This is a genomic window from Mycobacterium stomatepiae (assembly GCF_010731715.1).
In the GTDB taxonomy this organism is placed as follows: domain Bacteria; phylum Actinomycetota; class Actinomycetes; order Mycobacteriales; family Mycobacteriaceae; genus Mycobacterium; species Mycobacterium stomatepiae.
In genome coordinates this window covers 4,006,591-4,028,050 of sequence record NZ_AP022587.1, presented here as the reverse complement: position 1 = coordinate 4,028,050, position 21,460 = coordinate 4,006,591, and the positions used below count along the sequence as shown (strand labels likewise).

Sequence of the window (21,460 nt, the reverse complement as noted above, 5' to 3'; positions counted from 1 at the left end):
CCCGCCGTCTAGCCTGGGGTTTTCCCGAAATCGAGAAGGATCTGCGACAATACGGGTTAGCTGTAGAGCATTTATGAGCCTGTCAGTTTGTCCCGGAGGGCCCTTGGTATGTCGAGTCCGCGCCGCGAAAACGGCGACGCGCTGCGCTGTGGTGACCGCAGCGCAGCTGTGACCGAAATCCGGGTCTCGCTGGCTGCACTAGGGCTATTGGACAACGCCGAAGACGATCTGATCACCGGCCGCCATGTCGCCCTCGAGGTCTTCGACGCCCAGCTCGACCAGGCCGTGCGTGCGTTCCAGCAGCACCGTGGCCTCCTCGTCGACGGCATCGTTGGCGAGGCGACTTACCGGGCGCTGAAAGAGGCGTCCTATCGGCTCGGCGCGCGCACGCTGTACCACCAATTCGGCGCTCCCCTCTACGGGGACGACGTCGCGACGCTGCAGGCTCGGCTACAGGACCTTGGTTTCTACACCGGCCTGGTCGACGGACATTTCGGCCTGCAGACGCACAACGCCTTGATGTCCTACCAGCGCGAGTACGGGATGGCTGCAGATGGTATCTGCGGCCCGGAAACCTTGCGCTCCTTGTACTTTCTGAGTTCACGGGTCAGCGGGGGTTCACCCCACGCCATCCGCGAGGAAGAACTGGTCCGCCGCTCCGGTCCCCGGCTTTCGGGCAAGCGGATCATCATCGATCCGGGCCGTGGCGGGGACGACCACGGTCTGATCGCGCCTGGCCCGGCCGGTCCGGTGAGCGAAGCGGATATCTTGTGGGACTTGGCCAGTCGGCTGGAGGGCCGGATGACCGCCATCGGCATGGAGACCTTCCTGTCGCGACCGACCAACCGCAGCCCGTCGGACGCCGAACGCGCCGCCACGGCCAACAACGTCGGTGCCGATCTGATGATCAGCCTGCGCTGCGAAGCCCAGGTCAGTCCTTCGGCCAACGGGGTGGCGTCGTTCCACTTCGGCAACTCACACGGGTCGGTGTCGACCATCGGCCGCAATCTAGCCGACTTCATTCAGCGAGAAGTGGTGGCCCGCACCGGGTTACGTGATTGCCGGACGCATGGACGCACCTGGGACCTGCTGCGGCTCACCCGGATGCCCACCGTGCAGGTAGACGTCGGCTACATCACCAACCCGGGCGATCGGGACCGGCTGCTGTCCACCCAGTCGCGCGACGCGATCGCCGAAGGCATCCTCGCCGCGGTCAAGCGACTCTACCTGCTCGGCAAGAACGACCGGCCGACCGGCACATTCACCTTCGCCGAGCTGCTTGCTCACGAATTGTCGGTCGAACGGACGACCCGACTCGGCGGTACATAACCGTTCTGCTTGCTCTGCAACGCATTTCCCGCCTTCAATACGTTGCTAGACCCAGCTCCAACCGGCTCCTGCAGCTGGGCATTCGACAGTAGCCGCTCCAGCGCCGCCTCGACCTCGGCCTTCCACCCCAGGCCTTTGTCCAGTTCGAGGCGCAGCCGCGGGAAGTAGGAATGTGGCGCCACCACAACGAAACCCACGTCTTTCAGGAATTCCGCATCGATGATGCAGCGATCTACCGAGCAGTCACCCAGGGACTCCAGCACCGGCCGGACGTCAGGGTCGGCGAGCGTGGGATCCACCAATTCCGATGCGGCCGGGGTGCGACCGAACGCCTCCAGCGCCCGGACCCCGCGGCGCATCAACTCGTCGATGACCCGGGCCAACAGATCGTGCGGCAAGTCGTCGGGGGCATGCCCGGGTTCGACACCCATCGACGTCAGCAGCACTGCGTCCGCGGACACCGGCGCGGTCGGAAAACGATGCGCCCGCGGTACCGCACCCGGCGGGGCGTACAGCACGTAACCCAGCGTGGGCGGATCGGTCAGGCTTTGCTCGTCGGAAATCGCAGTCGCGACCTGACCACACGAACCCCATTCCAGCATGACCATCGAAAGCCAGGCCTCTTTTTCGAATTCCGGGTCGGCGAGCTGGTCCTGATCGCCGAGGGTCGCGGGATCGACCTCCCAGAAGACACAGCGGCGAGCGTGCTTGGGAAGCTGCTCGAAACCTTCGAGCCGCAGGGGCGTGATTCGAGCAGACACTAGCCTCCTGGCTTCCGTGCGTATCGCGGCCCAGTGCCGCGAGCCCGGCTATCCCAGGCTGACGTGCACACCAACCCCTCCAGAATAGGAGAGTTTGTCGCTCTCGGGCCAGTGTTGACACTCTCACGCCGACGCCGGGCGCGAAACGCTCCGCGCCGGCAAGCCGGCGGTGGCGAATCTCGAAAAGGCTTGATACACAGCGGATCTCCGTGTTTGAGAGAGCCAGATGCGGGCTTGGAAGCCGCGCGGCGTCACAGTGACGTAATTACACGGTGTAACAAGGTCATGCCTTGGGCGAGGTCATGGTGTCGATAATCCGCTGTAGGTCGTCGACCGACGCGAACTCGACGACGATCTTGCCCTTGCGTTTGCCCAGGCTGACCGTCACCCGGGTATCGAAGGCGTTCGACAGCCGGTCGGCCACGTCCTGCAGGCCCGGCATCTGAATCGGCTTACGGCGCTGCGGTGCCGGGGCCCCCGCGTCGCCGCGGTTGGCCTCGTGATTGGCCAGAGTCACGGCTTCCTCGGTCGCGCGGACCGAAAGACCCTCCGCGACAATCCGGCTCGCCAACTCTTCCTGCGCTTCCGGGCCAGACTCCAGCGACAGCAACGCCCGGGCGTGGCCGGCGGACAGGACGCCGGCGGCCACCCTGCGCTGCACTGCGATCGGCAGCTTGAGCAACCGGATCATGTTGCTAATCAGCGGTCGTGACCGCCCGATCCGAGAGGCCAGTTCGTCGTGGGTGACTCCGAACTCGTCGAGCAACTGCTGGTATGCCGCCGCTTCTTCCAACGGGTTCAGCTGTGCCCGGTGGATGTTTTCCAGAAGGGCATCGCGCAGCAGGTTGTCGTCGGTCGTCTCCCGCACGATGGCGGGAAGAGTGGTCAGTTGAGCCTCCTGGGCGGCCCGCCAACGCCGCTCCCCCATCACGATCTGGTACCGCGCGCCGCCCGGCGACGGGGTGATCGCACGGACCACGATCGGCTGCAACAGACCGAACTCGCGGATCGAGTGCACCAGCTCGGCCAAGGCCTCGTCGTCGAACACCTGGCGCGGCTGGCGTGGGTTGGGCTCGATGTCAGACGGTGAGATCTCGCGATACACCGCGCCCATTTCGTTAGTGCCCGGCGCGGGTCCGCCGATCAACACATCGGCGGCCGCGTCCCCCATCCGGGGACCAAGGGTCGCGGGTCCCGCATCGCCCTCGGCGGGTCCGGTGGGAATCAACGAAGCGAGGCCTCGGCCGAGGCCGCCTTTCTTGCGTGACGGCTGCGTCATGGTCGTCCCTTCACGGATGGTGATTTAGTCACGCTGCGCGAGTTCGCGGCTCGCGTCGAGATAGCTCATCGCCCCGCGCGATCCGGGGTCGTAGTCGATGATCGTCATGCTGTAACCCGGCGCCTCCGACACCTTCACGCTGCGCGGGATGACGGTGCGCAATACCTTGTCGCCGAAGTAGCGCCGCACCTCCTCGGCAACCTGGTCGGCGAGCTTGGTCCGTCCGTCGTACATCGTCAGGATCACCGTCGTCACGTCGAGCTGCGGGTTGAGATGCGCCTTGACCATCTCGATGTTCCGCATTAGCTGTGACACCCCTTCCAGCGCGTAATACTCGCACTGGATCGGGATCATCACCTCGGGCGCGGCGACGAGTGCGTTGATGGTCAGCAGGCCCAGCGACGGCGGGCAATCCACGAAGACGTAGTCGAAGTCGAAGTGATCGAGCTCTGCCAAAGCGTTGCGCAATCGATTCTCACGCGCGACCATGCTGACCAATTCGATCTCGGCGCCGGCCAGATCGATGGTCGACGGAACACAGAACAACCGGTCGCTGTGCGGACTGCGGCGCAGCGCGGTCTCGATCGTCTCCTCGCCGAGCAGCACTTCGTACGACGACGGCGTACCGGCTTGCCGATCGGTGATACCAAGCGCGGTGCTCGCATTGCCCTGCGGGTCGAGGTCGATGACGAGCGTCTTGAGTCCCTGCAGGGCCAGCGCCGCGGCGAGGTTGACAGCGGTCGTCGTCTTGCCAACACCACCCTTCTGATTCGCGACGGTGAAGACACGGCGGCGGCTCGGCCGGCGCAGTGGCGGGTCGGTAGTGTGCAGTACCCGCATTGCACGTTCGGCCGCGGCCCCTATCGGGGTGTCGTAATCGTTCGATGTTTCACGTGAAACATCTACCGCGGTTTTGCTCGGCGCCTCATCCGCAAGAGGCACCGCCTCCTCTGGCGCCACCGGTGGCTCCACGGGTACGCCCGCCGCCTGCGGATGCTCGGCGCTCGGACTCGAGCCTCCGGACCGATCCCGGGGAGAGCTCATCGCTTTCTCCTGTCCGCCCTTGGTGCCGACCCGCGTCCCGATCGCATTGCGCGCTGCGCTACCACCACGGTTGCGGGCGGACGCAAATAGCTCGCGCGACATGTCACCACCCTGACATCAACTGCATCCAACGCTGCCATCCCACGCCGGTGCTCCACGACTTCGTCGGCAGCATGTTCACCCTTGAGCGCAATCATTCGTCCGCCCGGCCGTAGCAACGGGATGCTCCAGTTAGTCAACTTGTCCAAGGACGCGACCGCTCGCGACACCGCGACATCCCGCTCACCGAATCGTTTACGTACCCCGGGTTCTTCGGCCCGGCCGCGCACCACTTCGACGGTTAACCCTAGTTGGGCGACGACCTCTTTGAGAAACTCGCTGCGCCGCAGCAGGGGCTCGACAAGTGCGACATCGAGATCCGGTCGGGCAATCGCCAGGGGTATCCCCGGCAGTCCCGCCCCGCTGCCGACATCGACGAGCCGCTCGTTGTCCGCGAGCAGTTCGGCGACCGCCGCACTATTCAATAGGTGGCGGTCCCACACCCGGCCCACTTCCCGGGGACCCAGCAGGCCGCGCTCTACACCGGTTGTTGCGAGAATCTCCGCGTACGCCATCGCCGTATCCAGGTGCGGCCCGAAGATTTCCACGGCCGCCGGCGGCGCCGGACCAGGCCCGGCGGAGCCGCCCTCCTCGGCGGGCGCCCCTGCCCGATCGAACCCGCCGACATGTTTCACGTGAAACATTCCTCCGGTCTTCGGATCTACAGCACCATGCCGCGGGCGAACTACATCGGTGTAACCCGGTCCCGACTAGTCGTGCAGGACGACCACGCGACGACTCGGCTCCACGCCCTCGCTTTCGCTGTGGACCCCATCCACCGCCGCCACGGCATCGTGGACGATCTTCCGTTCGAACGGCGTCATCGGCTTGAGCTCTTCACGCTCACCACTCTCCAGCACGCGCCGCGCCACCTTGTCTCCCAGGGCGGCCAGCTCCTCGCGACGCCGCCGGCGCCAACTCGCGATGTCGAGCATTAGTCGGCTACGCACGCCGGTCTTCTGGTGGACTGCCAGCCGGGTCAATTCCTGAAGCGCATCGAGCACCTCGCCGCCACGGCCGACCAACTTGTTCAGGTCGTCGCTGCCGTCAATGCTGACAACCGCGCGGTTGCCCTCGACGTCCAGATCAATGTCGCCGTCGAAGTCCAATAGATCCAGCAGCTCTTCCAGATAGTCGCCGGCGATCTCCCCTTCGGCGACCAACCGCTCCTCCAGGTCGTCGCCTTCGTCGGCACCGGCCTCCGCCGTCGTCGCATCCTCGGCTTCGTCCTCGACCACCAGCTGGGTGTCCAACTCGCGTTCGGTGGTGTCAGCGTCCGTCATTTCCTCTCCCTCATCCATGGGTCCGTCCCTGTCTCATTCGGGTCACTCTCCGGAGACGGCCCGGTAAAGCTGTGGCGCTGTCCGTCAGCGCTTCCGTTTTTTCGGTCGAGCCCCGGGCCGGGGCGTGCGACTGGCCGGGGCATCGGCGCCGCCGGCTCCATCGGGTTTGTCCGGTGCAGCGTCTGTTGTCTTACCCTCCGACCCGTTGCCTCCGGTATTCGCCTTCGGTGTGCTCTCCTCGTCGACCGCTGACGGACCGTTCCCATTCGCGGGCGCTGCTTTGCGCTTCGGCTTGGCTCCCGGCAACGGTGCGTTGGCGGCACGGCGCTGCAGCACCTCTTGCTTCTTGGCCTCGTCCTCTTTCTCAATCATGTTGAAGACGTAGTGCTGCTGGCCGAAGGTCCAGATGTTGTTCGAGAACCAGTACAGAATGATCGCCAGCGGAAGGAACGGTCCGCCGACCACGACGCCGAGCGGAAACACGTACAGCGCGAGTTTGTTCATCATCGCGGTCTGCGGATTGGCGGCCGCTTCCGGACTTTGCCGCGCAATGGAGGCGCGGCTGTTGAAGTAGGTCGCGACGCCCGCGAGCAGCATCACTGGCGCTCCGACCAAGATGACCGAGGGTCGGCTGAAATCAATGAAGGCGTCCAACCCGGTCCGCTGCGTCATGGACGCGCCGATCGGTGCGCCGAACAGATTCGCGTCCAGGAAGTGTCCGACATCCGTCGGGCTGAACATGTAGTTGCCCGTCAGTCGGTTTTGGAGCACCGACATCTGCGGCTGTCCGAAGCCGCCCGTCGTCCGATTGAAGGACCGCAAGACGTGATAGAGCCCGAGGAACACCGGGATCTGAGCGAGCATCGGCAGGCAGCCCAGGATCGGGTTGAACCCGTGCTCGCGTTGCAGCTTCTGCATCTCGAGCGCCATGCGTTGACGGTCCTTGCCGTACTTCTTCTGTAGCGCCTTGATCTGTGGCTGCAGCTCCTGCATCTGGCGGGTAGTACGGATCTGACGCACGAACGGCTTGTACAACAGCGCGCGCAGCGTGAAGACGAGGAACATCACCGACAGTGCCCATGCGAAAAAGTTCGAGGGTCCCAGCAGCGCGCCGAACAGCTTGTACCAAACCCACATGATCCACGACACGGGGTAGTAGACGAAGTCGAGGCTAAACAGATCGAACGACAACAGATTCACTCTCCCCTCGCGGCGCCGGGTCCTCCCCGACGGCGCTGGTGTCTTCAACGTCCATCCGACAATCCCGGTGTTCTGAGGCGCGTTCCGGTATCGGGTCCCATCCTCCCCGATGCCATGGTCCACATTTGGCAAGCCTGACGACTGCCAGCCAACTCCCCCGAACCAACCCGTACTCGGTGAGGGCCTCGACCGCGTATTGACTGCAGGTCGGCATGAAGCGACACGTCGCCGGCCGCAGCGGCGACACCATGTGGCGGTACAGCTGAATCAGGAAAACCAGCCCGCGGACCACGGTCCTGCTTGCGTCACTCGCTCCCGCGCGCCCCGGCACCGTCACGGTCAACGGTTCGTCCCCGCGCGTTCGAACGCGCGCCGCAGACCCCGACGCAGCTCCTGCTCCAACCACGCCGACGACACCTGCCGGCTGCTTGGCAGCGCCCGGATGACGACTTGGTCGCGTTGATCGAGATCGGTCAGCATGCCCGCAACGGCGTGCCGAAGGCAACGTGCGACCCGGTGGCGATCGACGGCCGAGCCGACCGATTTGGCGACGATCAGCCCGACCCTCGGACCGATGTCGTCCTCATCTCCGCGCCGCACGTGGACGACGAGGTCGGGCTGCGCCGCGCGCATCCCGTGTTTCACTGTCGCGTCGAATTCCCGTGACCGCCTCATGCGGTTGCGCGCGGGAAGCACCGCCAACAAGCCTGTCCGTCGGATCAGGCAGATAGTGCGCGGCGGCCCTTGCGGCGTCGGCCAGACAGGATGGCGCGCCCAGCGCGGGTACGCATGCGCAGCCGGAAGCCGTGCACACGAGCTCGGCGCCGGTTGTTCGGCTGGAAGGTCCGCTTGCCCTTGGCCACGGCGTTCTCCTCGTTCTGTCTCGCTAGAAGCTTGTCCCCGCCATCCGGCCGTTCAGCTCAATCGCTTCGTGACTCGGTCGAAAAGTGGTTCCTGCTGCTGGCCGGCGCGGTCCCCTGGCTAAATAACTCCCGGGTCGCAGCCGTATCGCCGACTTTCGGGCGACTGTATGAGGGTACTGACGTGCGTTCGCTGGGTCAAACTTGGCCGGTACCAACGATCCCGCTGAAAACCAAGTTGAAATCTCGGCTAGTCGCGGCACACCCCGGCACACCCTAAATAACGCAATTGGAATGCAGCAGAACTGTTGGCAGCCGCGCGGAAAACTGTTAGCTTCGGGCAATGCCGTTTCAGACCGGAGCGGCGCTCGACAACGAAGCATGATGGCGGATCCACTAGCTGTGCGGGCGACCCAGCTCAGGTTGTCGCTAGCCCGCGGATCGCGAGCCGTCGCCGGTAGGTTGCGGCCCGTATACGCCTATCCTGTCCACACCTGTGTATAACTATGTGGACAGTTGCTTTGTCGCTCAGCATGGTTGTACCTCGACGTCGGACCAGGGAGATGCGTCGTTGACCGATGACCCCGGTTCTGGTTTCACGACAGTGTGGAATGCGGTCGTCTCTGAACTCAATGGCGTTTCCGACGCAGACGGCGCACTCGCTAATCGCACGACTCTTGTCACCCCGCTCACTCCCCAGCAGCGCGCGTGGCTGAATCTTGCTCAACCGCTGACTATTGTCGAGGGCTTCGCCCTCTTGTCGGTGCCGAGCAGTTTCGTGCAAAACGAGATCGAGCGGCACCTGCGCACCCCGATCACCGATGCGCTCAGCCGCCGGCTCGGTCAACAGATTCAACTCGGCGTCCGCATCGCCCCGCCGGCCGACGATGACGACGATGTCCCCTTTCCGCAAGGGGACACGTTCACCGATGAAGCCGGGCTAGAAACGTCAAGCGACACCGACGAGGCCGACGAAAACGGTGAAGCGATCGGTATCGAACAGAACTGGCCCAACTACTTCGCCGAACGTCCGCACAGCAAAGACGCGGCGGCAGCCGCCGGCGGAACGAGCCTCAACCGGCGCTACACCTTCGAGACTTTCGTCATCGGTGCCTCCAATCGGTTCGCGCATGCCGCGGCGCTGGCCATCGCCGAAGCACCGGCGCGCGCTTACAACCCGCTGTTCATTTGGGGCGAGTCCGGGCTGGGCAAGACCCATTTGTTGCATGCCGCAGGCAATTACGCGCAGCGGCTGTTCCCCGGCATGCGGGTGAAGTACGTGTCGACCGAGGAATTCACCAATGACTTCATCAACTCGCTGCGTGACGATCGGAAGGTTGCGTTCAAGCGCAGCTATCGCGACGTCGATGTGCTGCTGGTCGATGACATCCAATTCATTGAGGGCAAAGAAGGTATCCAGGAAGAGTTCTTCCACACCTTCAACACGCTGCACAACGCCAACAAGCAGATCGTCATCTCGTCGGACCGGCCGCCCAAACAGCTCGCCACCCTCGAAGACCGGCTGCGAACGCGGTTCGAGTGGGGCCTGATCACCGACGTCCAGCCTCCCGAGCTGGAAACGCGCATCGCGATTCTGCGCAAGAAAGCACAGATGGAACGGCTCGCGGTACCCGACGATGTGCTCGAACTCATCGCCAGCAGCATCGAGCGCAACATCCGCGAGCTCGAGGGAGCGCTGATCCGCGTCACCGCGTTCGCCTCGCTGAACAAGACGCCAATCGACAAATCGTTGGCCGAGATTGTGTTGCGCGATCTGATCGCCGATGCCAGCACCATGCAAATCAGCGCAGCGACCATCATGGCCGCCACCGCGGAGTACTTCGACACCACCGTCGAGGAGTTACGCGGGCCCGGCAAGACCCGGGCACTGGCGCAGTCGCGCCAGATCGCGATGTATCTCTGCCGTGAGCTCACCGATTTGTCACTACCCAAAATCGGTCAGGCGTTCGGCCGCGACCACACCACCGTGATGTACGCGCAACGAAAGATCTTGTCCGAGATGGCCGAGCGGCGTGAGGTGTTCGATCACGTCAAAGAACTCACCACTCGCATCCGTCAGCGGTCCAAGCGCTGATTTCGGCCTGCGCGCCAAACTTCTTCAAAAAACTTCCCACCCGTCTGTAACTCCAGTCACAGTCCGACGGTGTGCGCAGCATTGTGTACAAACGTGCCAAACAACAGTGCACCGATCGGCGCCGACGTGCACACCTCCGGACCATCCCCAACGGCCCAACACCGGCTGCACAGTTACCAACTGTGTCATCCACAAGCCGATCGCCGCGCTAGCTGCACCGAGCCCGATCTGTCCCCAGAATGCACAGGCCTTAATACTGGTACTGAGATCTCTTCGTCATTTCTTCTTTGAAGAACAGGTTTGGGGACGCGGGGCTGCACAGCGCCTGGCAAGCTCGCCTCCACTCGGCTTGTCGGCCTTCGCCATTAGCTTTCAAGATGGGCGCAGAAGCTCTACGGTTGTGATTCGACTCCCGTTGTGGGCGTCGCGGCTAGCAGGGCCGAAAGCCGGCCGCCGGTTTGTGAACTTTGGTAGGTGAAGGGACGCTATGGACGTGGCGACGACAAGTGCTGGTCTCACCGATCTGAAGTTTCGCCTGGTCCGAGAATCTTTTGCCGACGCGGTGTCGTGGGTCGCGAAGAATCTGCCGAGCCGTCCGGCGGTGCCCGTGCTGTCCGGTGTGCTGTTGACCGGCTCCGATGAAGGCTTGACCATCTCGGGATTCGACTACGAAGTTTCCGCAGAGGCACAGATCGCAGCCGAAATAGCTTCTCCTGGAAGTGTTTTGGTGTCGGGACGGCTGTTGTCAGATATCACTCGGGCATTGCCGAACAAGCCGATCGACTTTTACGTCGACGGGAATCGCGTCGCGCTGACGTGCGGCAGTGCGAAGTTTTCGTTGCCGACGATGGCGGTCGAGGATTACCCGACGCTGCCGACGCTGCCGGAAGAGACCGGCAGCTTGTCGTCGGATCTGTTCGCCGAGGCGATCGGCCAGGTCGCGATTGCGGCCGGCCGGGATGACACGTTGCCGATGCTGACCGGCATCCGGGTCGAGATCTCGGGTGAGAAGGTGGTTTTGGCCGCGACCGATAGGTTCCGGCTCGCGGTTCGTGAGCTCACATGGTCGGCGTTGTCACCGGACGTCGAGGCGGCGGTGCTGGTTCCGGCCAAGACTCTGGCCGAAGCCGCCAAAACAGGGACCGACGGTTCGGAGGTCCGGTTGTCGTTGGGCGCCGGGACGGGAGTAGGCAAGGACGGGCTGCTCGGGATTAGCGGCAATGGCAAGCGCAGCACCACGCGACTGCTCGACGCGGAGTTCCCGAAATTCCGCCAGTTGTTGCCGGCCGAGCACACCGCGGTCGCGACGATCAACGTGGCCGAGCTGGCCGAGGCCATCAAGCTGGTGGCGTTGGTGGCGGACCGCGGTGCGCAGGTCCGCATGGAATTCACGGAAGGCGCGTTGCGACTTTCGGCCGGCGCCGACGACGTCGGCCGCGCCGAGGAAGAACTTGCCGTTGACTTCGCGGGTGAGCCGTTGACGATCGCGTTCAACCCGACGTATCTGACCGACGGGCTCAGCTCGGTGAAGGCAGATCGGGTGTCGTTCGGTTTCACTACCCCGGGCAAGCCGGCGTTGCTGCGTCCGGCATTCGACGAGGACAGTCACCCGACGGGTAATGGTCCGTTCTCCGCGTTACCCACGGACTACGTCTACCTGTTGATGCCAGTTCGGTTGCCCGGATAGGTGTACGTCCGGCATTTGGGGCTGCGTGATTTTCGGTCCTGGGCACAAGCCGACCTCGAGCTCGAACAGGGCCGGACGGTATTCGTCGGTCCCAACGGTTTCGGGAAGACGAATTTGGTTGAGGCACTGTGGTATTCGACTACCTTGGGTTCACATCGGGTCGGAACCGATGCGCCGTTGATCCGGTCGGGCGCGGATCGCGCGGTGGTTTCGACGATCGTGGTCAACGAGGGCCGGGAATGCGCGATCGATTTGGAGATTGCCGCAGGCCGGGCGAACAAGGCCCGGTTGAACCGGTCGCCGGTGCGCAGTACCCGGGAGGTGATCGGGGTATTGCGTGCGGTGCTCTTTGCTCCGGAGGATCTGTCATTGGTCCGCGGGGATCCGGCGGACCGGCGCCGCTATCTCGATGATTTGGCGACGGTGCGCCGGCCGGCGGTCGCTGCGCTGCGCGCGGACTACGACAAGGTGCTGCGGCAACGGACCGCACTGTTGAAGTCATTGGCCGGATCGCGGTATCGAGGTGACCAGGGCGCGTTGGACACACTCGATGTGTGGGACAGCCGGCTAGCCGAGCATGGTGCCGAATTGATGTCTGCCCGTATCGATTTGGTGAATCAGCTGGCCCCGGAGGTGGAGAAGGCGTACCAGCTGCTGGCCCCTGGTTCACGCCCGGCGTCGATCAACTACCGAACCAGCATCGACGGTTTGGGCTCCGACGACGCGGGCACCGACCGTGAGTTTTTGGAAGCCGCGATGTTGGCCGCACTCGCGGCACGCCGCGGCGCCGAACTGGAACGCGGGGTATGTCTGGTGGGCCCGCACCGCGACGACTTGGAGCTGCGCCTGGGTGATCAACCGGCGAAAGGCTTTGCCAGCCACGGCGAGTCGTGGTCGTTTGCGATCGCGTTGCGGCTGGCCGGCTACGAGTTACTTCGTGCGGACGGCAGCGAGCCGGTGTTGTTGCTCGATGACGTGTTCGCCGAACTCGACGCCGCCCGCCGCCGCGCCTTGGCCACCGTGGCGGAATCCGCGGAACAGGTATTGGTAACCGCGGCGGTACTGGAAGATATCCCGGTGGGCTGGGACGCTAGACGGGTGCACATCGACTTGCAAGACGATGACACCGGTCGGGTTTCGGTGATGCAACCATGACCGGCGACGACGAGTCGGACGCGGCACCCGCCGGAATACCAAGTGGGCTCAGCGGTATCGACTTGGTCCGCCGCACCCTCGAAGAGGCGCGCGCCGCGGCGCGCGCGCAGGGCAAGGACGCGGGGCGCGGGCGCGGAAGTAATGCCGTCCCGCGGCGCGTCACCGGGCAGCGGCGCAGCTGGTCGGGTCCGGGACCCGACGTTCGGGATCCGCAACCGATGGGAAGGGTCGCCCGCGACCTGGCGAAAAAGCGCGGCTGGTCGGGACGTGTCGCCGAAGGCACGGTGCTCGGCCACTGGGCTTCGGTGGTGGGCCAACAGATAGCCGATCACGCCACCCCGACCGCGCTGAGCGAAGGTGTGCTCAGCGTGGCGGCCGAATCCACCGCTTGGGCCACCCAATTGCGGATGATTCAGGCACAGCTGTTGGCGAAGATCGCGGCTGCGGTGGGCAATGGGGTGGTGACGTCGCTGAAAATCACCGGGCCGGCCGCTCCTTCTTGGCGGAAAGGGCCTCGACACATCTCCGGGCGAGGTCCGCGCGACACGTACGGCTGACACAACGTTGGGATGGGCGCTTAGATTGACGTTGCTTCGTCACATCCCGGAGACGTGGATCGCATACTCTAACTGCCGTGTCTAGCGCGGCGTACTTGCCGGTTCCAGCCACGCAAACAGCAGATCCGGTTGAAGCCGTCCCGTGGACGCCGCTCCAAAAGCTTGGGTTTCAGATTGCTTTTCACCATCGGTGGTGGAATGCTAATCGTCGTTGGTGGCGTGATTTTGTTGCCGGCGGGCTACACAACCTCGTGGTTGCTCAAGATCGACGGGGATCGCTTGGAGCTGCGCAAGCCCGGGTCGGATTCAGCCCAGGTTGTCCTGCGTGCTATCCAGCCGGACAAGGACCACTTGGTGCTTTCGGGCGAGTTCGACGGCGGGCAGATCCAGGGCATATTCGAGCCTCGGTTCATGGAACGCAGCCAATCGGGCTTCCGACTCATCAGCCCGCCGATACCGCTGGATTCGGTTAGTTAGTCCTCCGCCTGGGTCAAGCCGACGCCGGCAACATGCCGTCAACAAGACGTAAATGTTCGCCCCCTCAGATCCGCGAGAACGAAACGGACCCCCACCGCGCACGTCCGGACGCGGTGTCAATAGAGAAAATAAGCGCACGGCGCGTCCAGATAGGTGGAAACGTGCCCAGAAAATCTGTCCAGACCCCCGATGACGGTAGAGTGGACTGATGCGACTGCTGCGGTGACTGGATCCGCCCGCATGAAACCCCGAGGAGAGCATTCCGACCGTGGCTGCCCAGAAGAAGAAGGCGCAAGACGAATACGGCGCGTCAGCGATCACCGTGCTCGAAGGCCTGGAGGCCGTCCGTAAACGCCCCGGCATGTACATCGGGTCTACCGGCGAGCGAGGCCTGCACCACCTGGTCTGGGAGGTGGTCGACAACTCGGTGGACGAGGCGATGGCCGGTTACGCCACCCAGGTCGATGTCCGCCTGCTAGACGACGGCAGCGTCGAGGTCGCCGACGACGGACGTGGTATTCCGGTAGCCATGCACGCCACCGGCGCGCCGACCGTCGACGTGGTGATGACCCAGCTGCACGCGGGTGGAAAATTCGGCGGCGAAAACAGCGGTTACAACGTCAGTGGTGGTCTGCACGGCGTGGGTGTGTCGGTGGTAAACGCGCTGTCGACCCGCCTCGAGGTCGATATCAAGCGTGACGGGCACGAGTGGTCGCAGTACTACGACCACGCCGTACCCGGAACCCTCAAACAGGGCGAGGCCGCGAAGAAGACGGGCACCACGATCAGGTTCTGGGCCGACCCGGACATCTTCGAAACCACCGATTACGACTTCGAGACGGTGGCACGCCGGCTGCAGGAAATGGCATTCCTGAACAAGGGATTGACCATCCACCTCACCGACGAGCGAGTCTCTCGGGAAGAGGTGGTCGACGACGTCGTCAGCGACACCGCCGAAGCGCCCAAGACCGCCGAAGAAAAGGCCGCCGAATCCACGGTGTCGCACAAGGTCAAGCAGCGGACGTTCCACTACCCGGGCGGCCTGGTCGACTTCGTCAAGCACATCAACCGCACCAAGAGTCCAATTCAGCAGAGCATCATCGATTTCGAAGGCAAGGGCACCGGCCACGAGGTCGAGATCGCGATGCAGTGGAACGGTGGATATTCGGAGTCGGTGCACACCTTCGCCAACACGATCAACACGCACGAGGGCGGCACCCACGAGGAGGGCTTCCGCAGTGCGCTGACGTCGGTGGTGAACAAGTACGCCAAAGACAAGAAGCTGCTGAAGGAAAAGGACGCCAACCTCACCGGCGACGACATCCGCGAAGGGCTGGCCGCGGTGATCTCGGTCAAGGTCAGCGAACCGCAGTTCGAGGGCCAGACCAAGACGAAGCTGGGTAACACCGAAGTCAAGTCGTTTGTCCAGAAGATCTGCAACGAACAGCTCACACACTGGTTTGAAGCCAACCCTTCCGAGGCGAAAACCGTTGTGAACAAAGCGGTGTCGTCGGCACAGGCCCGCATCGCCGCGCGTAAGGCGCGGGAGTTGGTGCGTCGTAAGAGTGCGACCGATCTGGGTGGGCTGCCCGGTAAGCTGGCCGACTGCCGTTCGACGGATCCACGCAAGTCCGAACTGTATGTGGTCGAAGGTGATTCGGCCGGCGGTTCGGCCAAAAGCGGGCGCGACTCGATGTTTCAGGCGATCTTGCCGCTGCGCGGCAAGATCATCAACGTGGAAAAGGCGCGCATCGACCGCGTCCTGAAGAACACCGAAGTCCAGGCGATCATCACCGCGCTGGGCACCGGCATCCACGACGAATTCGACATCACCAAACTGCGCTATCACAAGATCGTGCTGATGGCCGACGCCGACGTCGACGGCCAGCACATCTCGACGCTGTTGTTGACGTTGTTGTTCCGGTTCATGCGCCCACTGATCGAACACGGCCACGTGTTCTTGGCTCAACCGCCGCTCTACAAGCTCAAATGGCAGCGCTCGGACCCCGAATTCGCCTACTCCGACCGCGAACGCGATGGCCTGCTCGAGGCGGGGGCCAAGGCCGGTAAGAAGATCAACAAGGACGACGGTATCCAGCGCTACAAGGGTCTAGGCGAGATGGACGCCAAGGAGTTGTGGGAAACCACGATGGACCCCACCGTGCGGGTGCTGCGCCAAGTCACCCTCGACGACGCCGCCGCCGCCGACGAACTGTTCTCAATCCTGATGGGCGAAGACGTCGACGCGCGCCGCAGCTTCATCACCCGCAACGCCAAAGACGTCCGCTTCCTGGACGTCTGAGTAATCAGACCGGCCACCGTTGACCGACGAACGAGGACTACATGACTGACACCACGCTGCCCCCGGGTGACGACTCCGTCGACCGCATCGAACCGGTCGACATTCAGCAAGAGATGCAGCGTAGCTACATCGATTACGCGATGAGCGTGATCGTGGGCCGCGCGTTGCCGGAGGTCCGCGACGGCCTCAAGCCGGTGCACCGCCGGGTTCTCTACGCCATGTACGACTCCGGGTTCCGCCCGGACCGCAGCCACGCCAAGTCGGCGAGGTCGGTCGCGGAAACGATGGGTAACTACCACCCGCACGGTGACGCGTCGATCTACGACACCCTGGTCCGGATGGCGCAGCCGTGGTCGCTGCGGTACCCGTTGGTCGACGGGCAGGGCAACTTCGGCTCGCCGGGTAACGACCCGCCGGCCGCGATGCGGTACACCGAAGCGCGGCTGACGCCGTTGGCGATGGAGATGCTGCGCGAAATCGATGAGGAGACAGTCGATTTCATCCCCAACTACGACGGACGGGTACAAGAGCCGACCGTTCTGCCAAGCCGGTTCCCCAACCTGCTGGCCAACGGTTCGGGCGGCATCGCCGTCGGCATGGCGACCAACATCCCGCCGCACAACCTGGGTGAGCTGGCCGAGGCGGTGTTTTGGTGCCTGGACAATCACGAGGCCGATGAGGAGGCCACCCTCGCCGCGGTCTGCGAGCGGGTGAAGGGCCCGGACTTCCCCACCCATGGTCTGATCGTTGGCTCGCAAGGGATCCACGACGCCTATACCACCGGACGCGGCTCCATTCGGATGCGCGGAGTTGTTGAGGTAGAAGAGGATTCGCGCGGCCGGACCTCGCTGGTTATCACCGAGTTGCCGTATCAGGTCAACCACGACAACTTCATCACGTCGATCGCCGAGCAGGTCCGCGACGGCAAACTGGCCGGGATCTCCAACATCGAAGACCAGTCCAGCGATCGGGTCGGGCTGCGGATCGTCGTCGAGATCAAGCGCGACGCCGTCGCCAAGGTGGTGTTGAACAACCTCTACAAGCACACCCAGCTGCAGACCAGCTTCGGCGCCAACATGCTCTCCATCGTCGACGGTGTGCCGCGCACGCTGCGCCTGGACCAGATGATCCGCTTCTACGTCGCACACCAACTCGATGTGATCATCCGGCGCACCACCTATCGGTTGCGAAAAGCCAACGAGCGGGCCCACATTCTGCGCGGTCTGGTCAAAGCGCTCGACGCGCTGGACGAAGTCATCGCGTTGATCCGGGCGTCGGAAACCGTCGACATCGCCCGGGCCGGGTTGATCGAGCTGCTCGATATCGACGAAATCCAGGCCCAGGCCATCCTGGACATGCAGCTACGCCGGCTGGCCGCCCTGGAGCGTCAACGCATCGTCGACGACCTGGCCAAGATCGAAGCCGAGATCGCCGACCTGGAAGACATCCTGGCCAAGCCGGAACGGCAGCGCGGCATCGTGCACGACGAGCTCGCCGAGATCGTCGAGAAGCACGGCGACGCACGGCGAACCCGGATCATCGCGGCCGACGGCGACGTCAACGACGAGGATCTGATCGCGCGCGAGGACGTCGTCGTCACGATCACCGAAACCGGTTACGCCAAGCGCACCAAGACCGACCTGTATCGCAGCCAGAAACGCGGCGGCAAGGGCGTGCAGGGCGCCGGGCTCAAGCAGGACGACATCGTCGCGCACTTCTTCGTGTCGTCGACGCACGACTGGATCCTGTTCTTCACCACGCAGGGGCGGGTGTACCGGGCGAAGGCATACGAGCTGCCGGAGGCATCCCGGACCGCGCGCGGGCAACACGTCGCCAACCTGTTGGCCTTCCAGCCCGAGGAACGCATCGCGCAGGTCATCCAGATCCGCAGCTACGAGGACGCGCCATACCTGGTGTTAGCCACCAAGAACGGTCTGGTCAAAAAGTCGAAACTGACCGACTTCGACTCCAACCGTTCGGGTGGCATCGTCGCCGTCAACCTGCGCGATGGTGACGAGCTAGTCGGTGCCGTGCTCTGCTCGGCCGAGGAGGATCTGCTCCTGGTTTCGGCCAACGGGCAGTCCATCCGATTCTCGGCGACCGACGAGGCGCTGCGACCGATGGGCCGGGCCACGTCCGGTGTGCAGGGCATGCGGTTCAACGAGGACGATCGGCTGCTGTCGCTGAATGTGGTGCAGGAGGGCATGTTCCTGCTTGTCGCCACGGCCGGTGGCTACGCCAAGCGCACAGCGATCGAGGAGTACCCGGTGCAGGGGCGCGGCGGCAAGGGAGTTCTGACCGTTCAGTACGACCGCAGGCGTGGCAGTCTGGTTGGGGCGTTGATTGTCGACGACGACAGCGAGTTGTACGCGATCACGTCGGGTGGCGGCGTCATCCGCACCGCGGCGCGCCAGGTCCGTAAGGCCGGACGCCAGACCAAGGGCGTTCGCTTGATGAACCTGGGTGAGGGCGACACGCTGTTGGCCATCGCCCGCAACGCCGAGGAAAGCGCCGACGACGACATCACGGAAAACGGCGGAGCCGAGGAGTCGCAGAGCTAGCCCCGCCGGGGTGCGGGCCAAGGCAGTTGCCTGCCAAAGGACTGGCATCGGACGCGGGCAATTAGACTCAGCCCGACCAGAGACAATGCGCGGGCCACCGAGCGGGGGCCGAGGCAGCAGAGGTAAGGAGTCACCGGTGACCTCACCGAGCGAGCCGGGCGCCCCCAAGAAGGGCGACAGCCAGAACGGCGATGTTTCGGCCGAGCGTGCCGGTGCACAACCGCGGGGGACGCCGATCCAGGCGGGTCGTCCTAAGGAGGGTGGCGGGGATTCTCCGCCGTGGCAGCGCGGCGCGGCCCGGGCAGCCAACCCCGGCAACCGGCCGAGCGAACCGTCGACCGAGGCCCGGCCGCAGGGGCCGTCGTCCGGTGTCGACGTCCGCGTGAACCGCTTCACTTCCGGCGGCAGCGGTCCGGCTCCGTCGCGGCGGGACGACTTCGACGCGCCCAGCCGCGGTGACGGGCCCGCGCCCGAGGCCTACGCCAGCGAGTTGCCGGACCTGTCCGGAGGCATTCCGCGCGGATCGCAGCGCAGCACCAACCCGGAGCGCAGCTCGGAGTCATCGCAACCGTCGGGCGCCGGGCGCTCAACGGCGACCGAATCCCGCGAGAACCGGGACAGCCTGATTCAGGTGTCGCGTCGGCGAGGCGGCCCGGTTCGGGCCAGCATGCAGGTCCGAAGGATCGACCCGTGGAGCACCTTGAAGGTGTCCCTGATGCTTTCGGTGGCGCTGTTCTTCGTCTGGATGATCGCGGTCGCGTTCCTCTACCTCGTGCTCGGCGGCATGGGCGTGTGGGCCAAGCTCAATAGCAACGTCGGTGATCTGCTGAACAACACCAGCGGCAGCAGTGGAGAACTGGTCTCGAGTGGCACGATCTTTGGTGGCGCGGTCCTGATCGGCCTGGTGAATATCGTCTTGCTGACGGCGATGGCCACGATCGGCGCGTTCGTCTACAACCTGACGACCGACCTGATCGGCGGGATCGAAGTCACGTTGGCCGACCGGGATTAGTGCAGGTTTGGGGTGGGGCGGCGATTGCGGTAATCTTGTCGCTCGGCTGTACGCGAGTACGGGCCTATAGCTCAGGCGGTTAGAGCGCTTCGCTGATAACGAAGAGGTCGGAGGTTCGAGTCCTCCTAGGCCCACAACCATGTGTCCGTCAATACGTTGTGTGAGACTTGCATTGCCGTTGGCCCTGATTGCCTTGGGCGCGGCGGTGGTGCGGTCAAGGCGCGGGGTCGAAGTCTGGCACGTGGCGGCGGTTGATCCCGCACCCGTCGACCGGCAAGAGGGGCCTTAGCTCAGTTGGTAGAGCACCGCCTTTGCAAGGCGGGTGTCAGGGGTTCGATTCCCCTAGGCTCCACAAATCGGCAGCGCGATCGAAATTCCGGCCGTGGCGCCGAATTACCTACTCCTCCACGGATGTTGGTCTTCAGCCTTCCGGTGGTTTGCGCCCCGTTCATTTGCTGCTCGACACACAGTGACCCGGCGGGCGCGGCCATATCATTAGCTGTATCGTGCGGCTCATGATGAAATCAGCGCGGGTCGCCGGTGCCGCGTCGCTGGGAGCAGCATTAACGATCGGCGGAATCGCAATTGGAATCGCAATGGCTCCGCCTGCCTCGGCGGGCTGTCAGACCACGCTTATCCCGGGAGAGTCCTACTGCGACAAACCCGTAGGCCCGAACGGAATCTGGGAGCGGTGCCACCAGGCGCCCAGCTACCCGGTCTACGGCGGCCGGGGCGTGATCGAGGACGTCACCCCGCCGCCGGATTGTTACCCGGTTGACCCGGCGCAGCCCGTTCCGCTCGGGCAGCCACCGAACCACATCGACGACTGAATAGTCGTTTAGTGGGATTCGCAGGCGATGCCGTCGTTGTCCCGGTCTAGCTTTTGCTGGTAGGCGGGATCACCGCGCGGGATGTTGTAGCGGCCGTCTGCCGCGGCCGCCTTGCAATTGGCACACGGCGGGTCTGCCTGCGCCGCGGGCGCGACGACGATGCCGATGCCGAGCCCAGCTGCAACCGTGGCCAACGCGGCCACCAAGGCGCGCATCTCCATGTGCTCACCGCCTTTCCGTGCGGGCTACGAGATTACGGTGAGAAGCACGGCCGCGAGGTGAAATTGGCCGGATGCGCAACGTCTGAGGCGAGTTCCTCAGGCGCACAACAACACCGAAAGGCAGAACCGCGTTGGTACTGCGGTGTTGGTTGTGCCGTTCGCCGTATCCCGTGACCGACAGCACCGAACCGACGGCCCGTGGCCGAAACGCTAAGGCGGGCCCACAGCGTTCTCGACGGCCCGTCGCGCCGGCCTCAGGGCCGCGGCTGCACGTCCACACTGGGCGGCCGCAGCGACGGCTCGGGGTTGGCGCGGCGGGTTGAGCGCCGCACGATGCTGAATGCGGCCGCACCGCCGGCCAGCACGACGACGGCGGCTCCCGCAATCAGGAGCGGGCGCTTGCCCCGGCGGCGCCGGGATTTGCGCGCATCCTGGAGCGCCTGCGGCAGGCTCGAAACCACCTCTTGCGCTGCGGCCAACTCCTGGGCGATCGATTCCTGCGCCGCGGCGATCTCACGCGCCAGTTGGCCTTCGCGGTACCGGCGCCGCAACTCCGCGGCCGTCGACCGCACGGAATCCGCCCCCAGCCCAATGACACCGCGGGTGACGTCCACCGGTCCCAGCGCCGAGTAACTCAAGCCGCGGGATAGTCGCTGCCTAGGGGTCAGCTGGGATTCCGCCTGCGCGTTCATCTGACACCTTTCTGTG

20 protein-coding genes, 2 tRNA genes and 1 pseudogene are annotated in these 21,460 nt (G+C 64.4%); 12 read left to right on the top strand and 11 right to left on the bottom strand.

Translation table 11 applies throughout. The annotated features are described in order from the left end of the window. Positions 1 to 108 precede the first annotated feature (108 nt). Positions 109 to 1,329 carry an N-acetylmuramoyl-L-alanine amidase gene (locus tag G6N54_RS19025; protein ID WP_163791427.1) on the top strand — a complete coding sequence of 407 codons (1,221 nt, stop codon included), beginning with the start codon at positions 109 to 111 and terminating at the stop codon, positions 1,327 to 1,329. Here G6N54_RS19025 and G6N54_RS19020 read toward each other — a convergent pair. The 9 genes and pseudogenes from G6N54_RS19020 to rpmH form a co-directional block, all read right to left on the bottom strand. Then, positions 1,284 to 2,090: an acetyltransferase gene (locus tag G6N54_RS19020; RefSeq protein ID WP_163791426.1), complete on the bottom strand. Its 807-nt coding sequence runs from the start codon at positions 2,088 to 2,090 to the stop codon at positions 1,284 to 1,286. The two genes, G6N54_RS19025 and G6N54_RS19020, sit on opposite strands and share 46 nt — an antisense overlap. 283 nt (positions 2,091 to 2,373) lie before the next feature. After that, the gene (locus tag G6N54_RS19015; RefSeq protein ID WP_163791425.1) at positions 2,374 to 3,369 is read right to left on the bottom strand and encodes a ParB/RepB/Spo0J family partition protein; all 996 of its coding nucleotides are present in this window, start codon (positions 3,367 to 3,369) and stop codon (positions 2,374 to 2,376) included. After that, a pseudogene (locus G6N54_RS19010) lies at positions 3,366 to 4,272 on the bottom strand (ParA family protein); the annotation flags it as partial. The pseudogene G6N54_RS19010 and the gene G6N54_RS19015, both read right to left, overlap by 4 nt. A 137-nt stretch (positions 4,273 to 4,409) precedes the next feature. Beyond that, on the bottom strand, positions 4,410 to 5,156 hold the full coding sequence (gene rsmG, locus G6N54_RS19005; protein ID WP_163791423.1) for a 16S rRNA (guanine(527)-N(7))-methyltransferase RsmG: 747 nt from the start codon (positions 5,154 to 5,156) through the stop codon (positions 4,410 to 4,412). A gap of 66 nt (positions 5,157 to 5,222) precedes the next feature. Then, a complete protein-coding gene (locus G6N54_RS19000) occupies positions 5,223 to 5,795 on the bottom strand; it encodes a Jag family protein (protein WP_163791422.1) in 573 nt (190 codons plus the stop codon). Positions 5,796 to 5,879: 84 nt separating this feature from the next. Beyond that, the gene (gene yidC, locus G6N54_RS18995; RefSeq protein WP_372513287.1) at positions 5,880 to 6,932 is read right to left on the bottom strand and encodes a membrane protein insertase YidC; all 1,053 of its coding nucleotides are present in this window, start codon (positions 6,930 to 6,932) and stop codon (positions 5,880 to 5,882) included. 34 nt (positions 6,933 to 6,966) lie between these two features. Then, positions 6,967 to 7,332, bottom strand: coding sequence for a membrane protein insertion efficiency factor YidD (gene yidD, locus G6N54_RS18990; protein WP_163794836.1), 366 nt, complete (start codon positions 7,330 to 7,332; stop codon positions 6,967 to 6,969). A gap of 2 nt (positions 7,333 to 7,334) precedes the next feature. Continuing rightward, complete coding sequence (rnpA, locus tag G6N54_RS18985) at positions 7,335 to 7,691, bottom strand: ribonuclease P protein component (RefSeq protein ID WP_163794835.1); 357 nt, start codon at positions 7,689 to 7,691, stop codon at positions 7,335 to 7,337. A gap of 23 nt (positions 7,692 to 7,714) precedes the next feature. Beyond that, positions 7,715 to 7,858, bottom strand: coding sequence for a 50S ribosomal protein L34 (rpmH, locus tag G6N54_RS18980; protein WP_163791420.1), 144 nt, complete (start codon positions 7,856 to 7,858; stop codon positions 7,715 to 7,717). Between the two features lie 568 nt (positions 7,859 to 8,426). Between rpmH and dnaA the strand changes: the two genes are divergently transcribed. The 11 genes from dnaA (at position 8,427) to G6N54_RS18925 (ending at position 20,531) form a co-directional block, all read left to right on the top strand. Then, a complete protein-coding gene (dnaA, locus tag G6N54_RS18975) occupies positions 8,427 to 9,950 on the top strand; it encodes a chromosomal replication initiator protein DnaA (RefSeq protein ID WP_163791419.1) in 1,524 nt (507 codons plus the stop codon). A 487-nt stretch (positions 9,951 to 10,437) separates the two neighbouring features. Beyond that, entirely contained in the window at positions 10,438 to 11,637 is a 1,200-nt protein-coding gene (gene dnaN, locus G6N54_RS18970; protein WP_163791418.1) for a DNA polymerase III subunit beta, read from the top strand. Beyond that, on the top strand, positions 11,638 to 12,792 hold the full coding sequence (gene recF / locus G6N54_RS18965; RefSeq protein ID WP_163791417.1) for a DNA replication/repair protein RecF: 1,155 nt from the start codon (positions 11,638 to 11,640) through the stop codon (positions 12,790 to 12,792). Beyond that, the gene (locus G6N54_RS18960; RefSeq protein WP_163791416.1) at positions 12,789 to 13,349 is read left to right on the top strand and encodes a DUF721 family protein; all 561 of its coding nucleotides are present in this window, start codon (positions 12,789 to 12,791) and stop codon (positions 13,347 to 13,349) included. The genes recF and G6N54_RS18960 overlap by 4 nt, the downstream gene beginning before the upstream one ends. 198 nt (positions 13,350 to 13,547) lie before the next feature. Next, positions 13,548 to 13,826, top strand: a complete 279-nt coding sequence (locus G6N54_RS18955; protein WP_163791415.1) for a hypothetical protein — start codon at positions 13,548 to 13,550, stop codon at positions 13,824 to 13,826. Positions 13,827 to 14,094: 268 nt separating this feature from the next. Next, a complete protein-coding gene (gene gyrB / locus G6N54_RS18950) occupies positions 14,095 to 16,128 on the top strand; it encodes a DNA topoisomerase (ATP-hydrolyzing) subunit B (RefSeq protein WP_163791414.1) in 2,034 nt (677 codons plus the stop codon). Positions 16,129 to 16,169: 41 nt separating this feature from the next. After that, positions 16,170 to 18,689, top strand: coding sequence for a DNA gyrase subunit A (gene gyrA / locus G6N54_RS18945; protein WP_163791413.1), 2,520 nt, complete (start codon positions 16,170 to 16,172; stop codon positions 18,687 to 18,689). A 136-nt stretch (positions 18,690 to 18,825) separates the two neighbouring features. Further along, positions 18,826 to 19,701 carry a DUF3566 domain-containing protein gene (locus G6N54_RS18940; protein WP_163791412.1) on the top strand — a complete coding sequence of 292 codons (876 nt, stop codon included), beginning with the start codon at positions 18,826 to 18,828 and terminating at the stop codon, positions 19,699 to 19,701. Positions 19,702 to 19,761: 60 nt separating this feature from the next. Next, positions 19,762 to 19,835 (top strand) — tRNA-Ile (locus tag G6N54_RS18935). A gap of 145 nt (positions 19,836 to 19,980) precedes the next feature. Then, positions 19,981 to 20,053: transfer RNA gene (locus tag G6N54_RS18930), tRNA-Ala, on the top strand. A 163-nt stretch (positions 20,054 to 20,216) separates the two neighbouring features. Next, positions 20,217 to 20,531 (top strand): CDGP domain-containing protein, encoded by a 315-nt coding sequence (locus tag G6N54_RS18925; protein ID WP_163791411.1) that lies wholly within the window; start codon positions 20,217 to 20,219, stop codon positions 20,529 to 20,531. 8 nt (positions 20,532 to 20,539) lie between these two features. Here G6N54_RS18925 and G6N54_RS18920 read toward each other — a convergent pair whose 3' ends face one another. Continuing rightward, positions 20,540 to 20,752, bottom strand: a complete 213-nt coding sequence (locus tag G6N54_RS18920) for an excalibur calcium-binding domain-containing protein (RefSeq protein WP_163791410.1) — start codon at positions 20,750 to 20,752, stop codon at positions 20,540 to 20,542. A gap of 254 nt (positions 20,753 to 21,006) precedes the next feature. Further along, positions 21,007 to 21,444, bottom strand: coding sequence for a cell wall synthesis protein CwsA (cwsA, locus tag G6N54_RS18915; protein ID WP_163791409.1), 438 nt, complete (start codon positions 21,442 to 21,444; stop codon positions 21,007 to 21,009). Between the last annotated feature and the right edge of the window lie 16 nt (positions 21,445 to 21,460).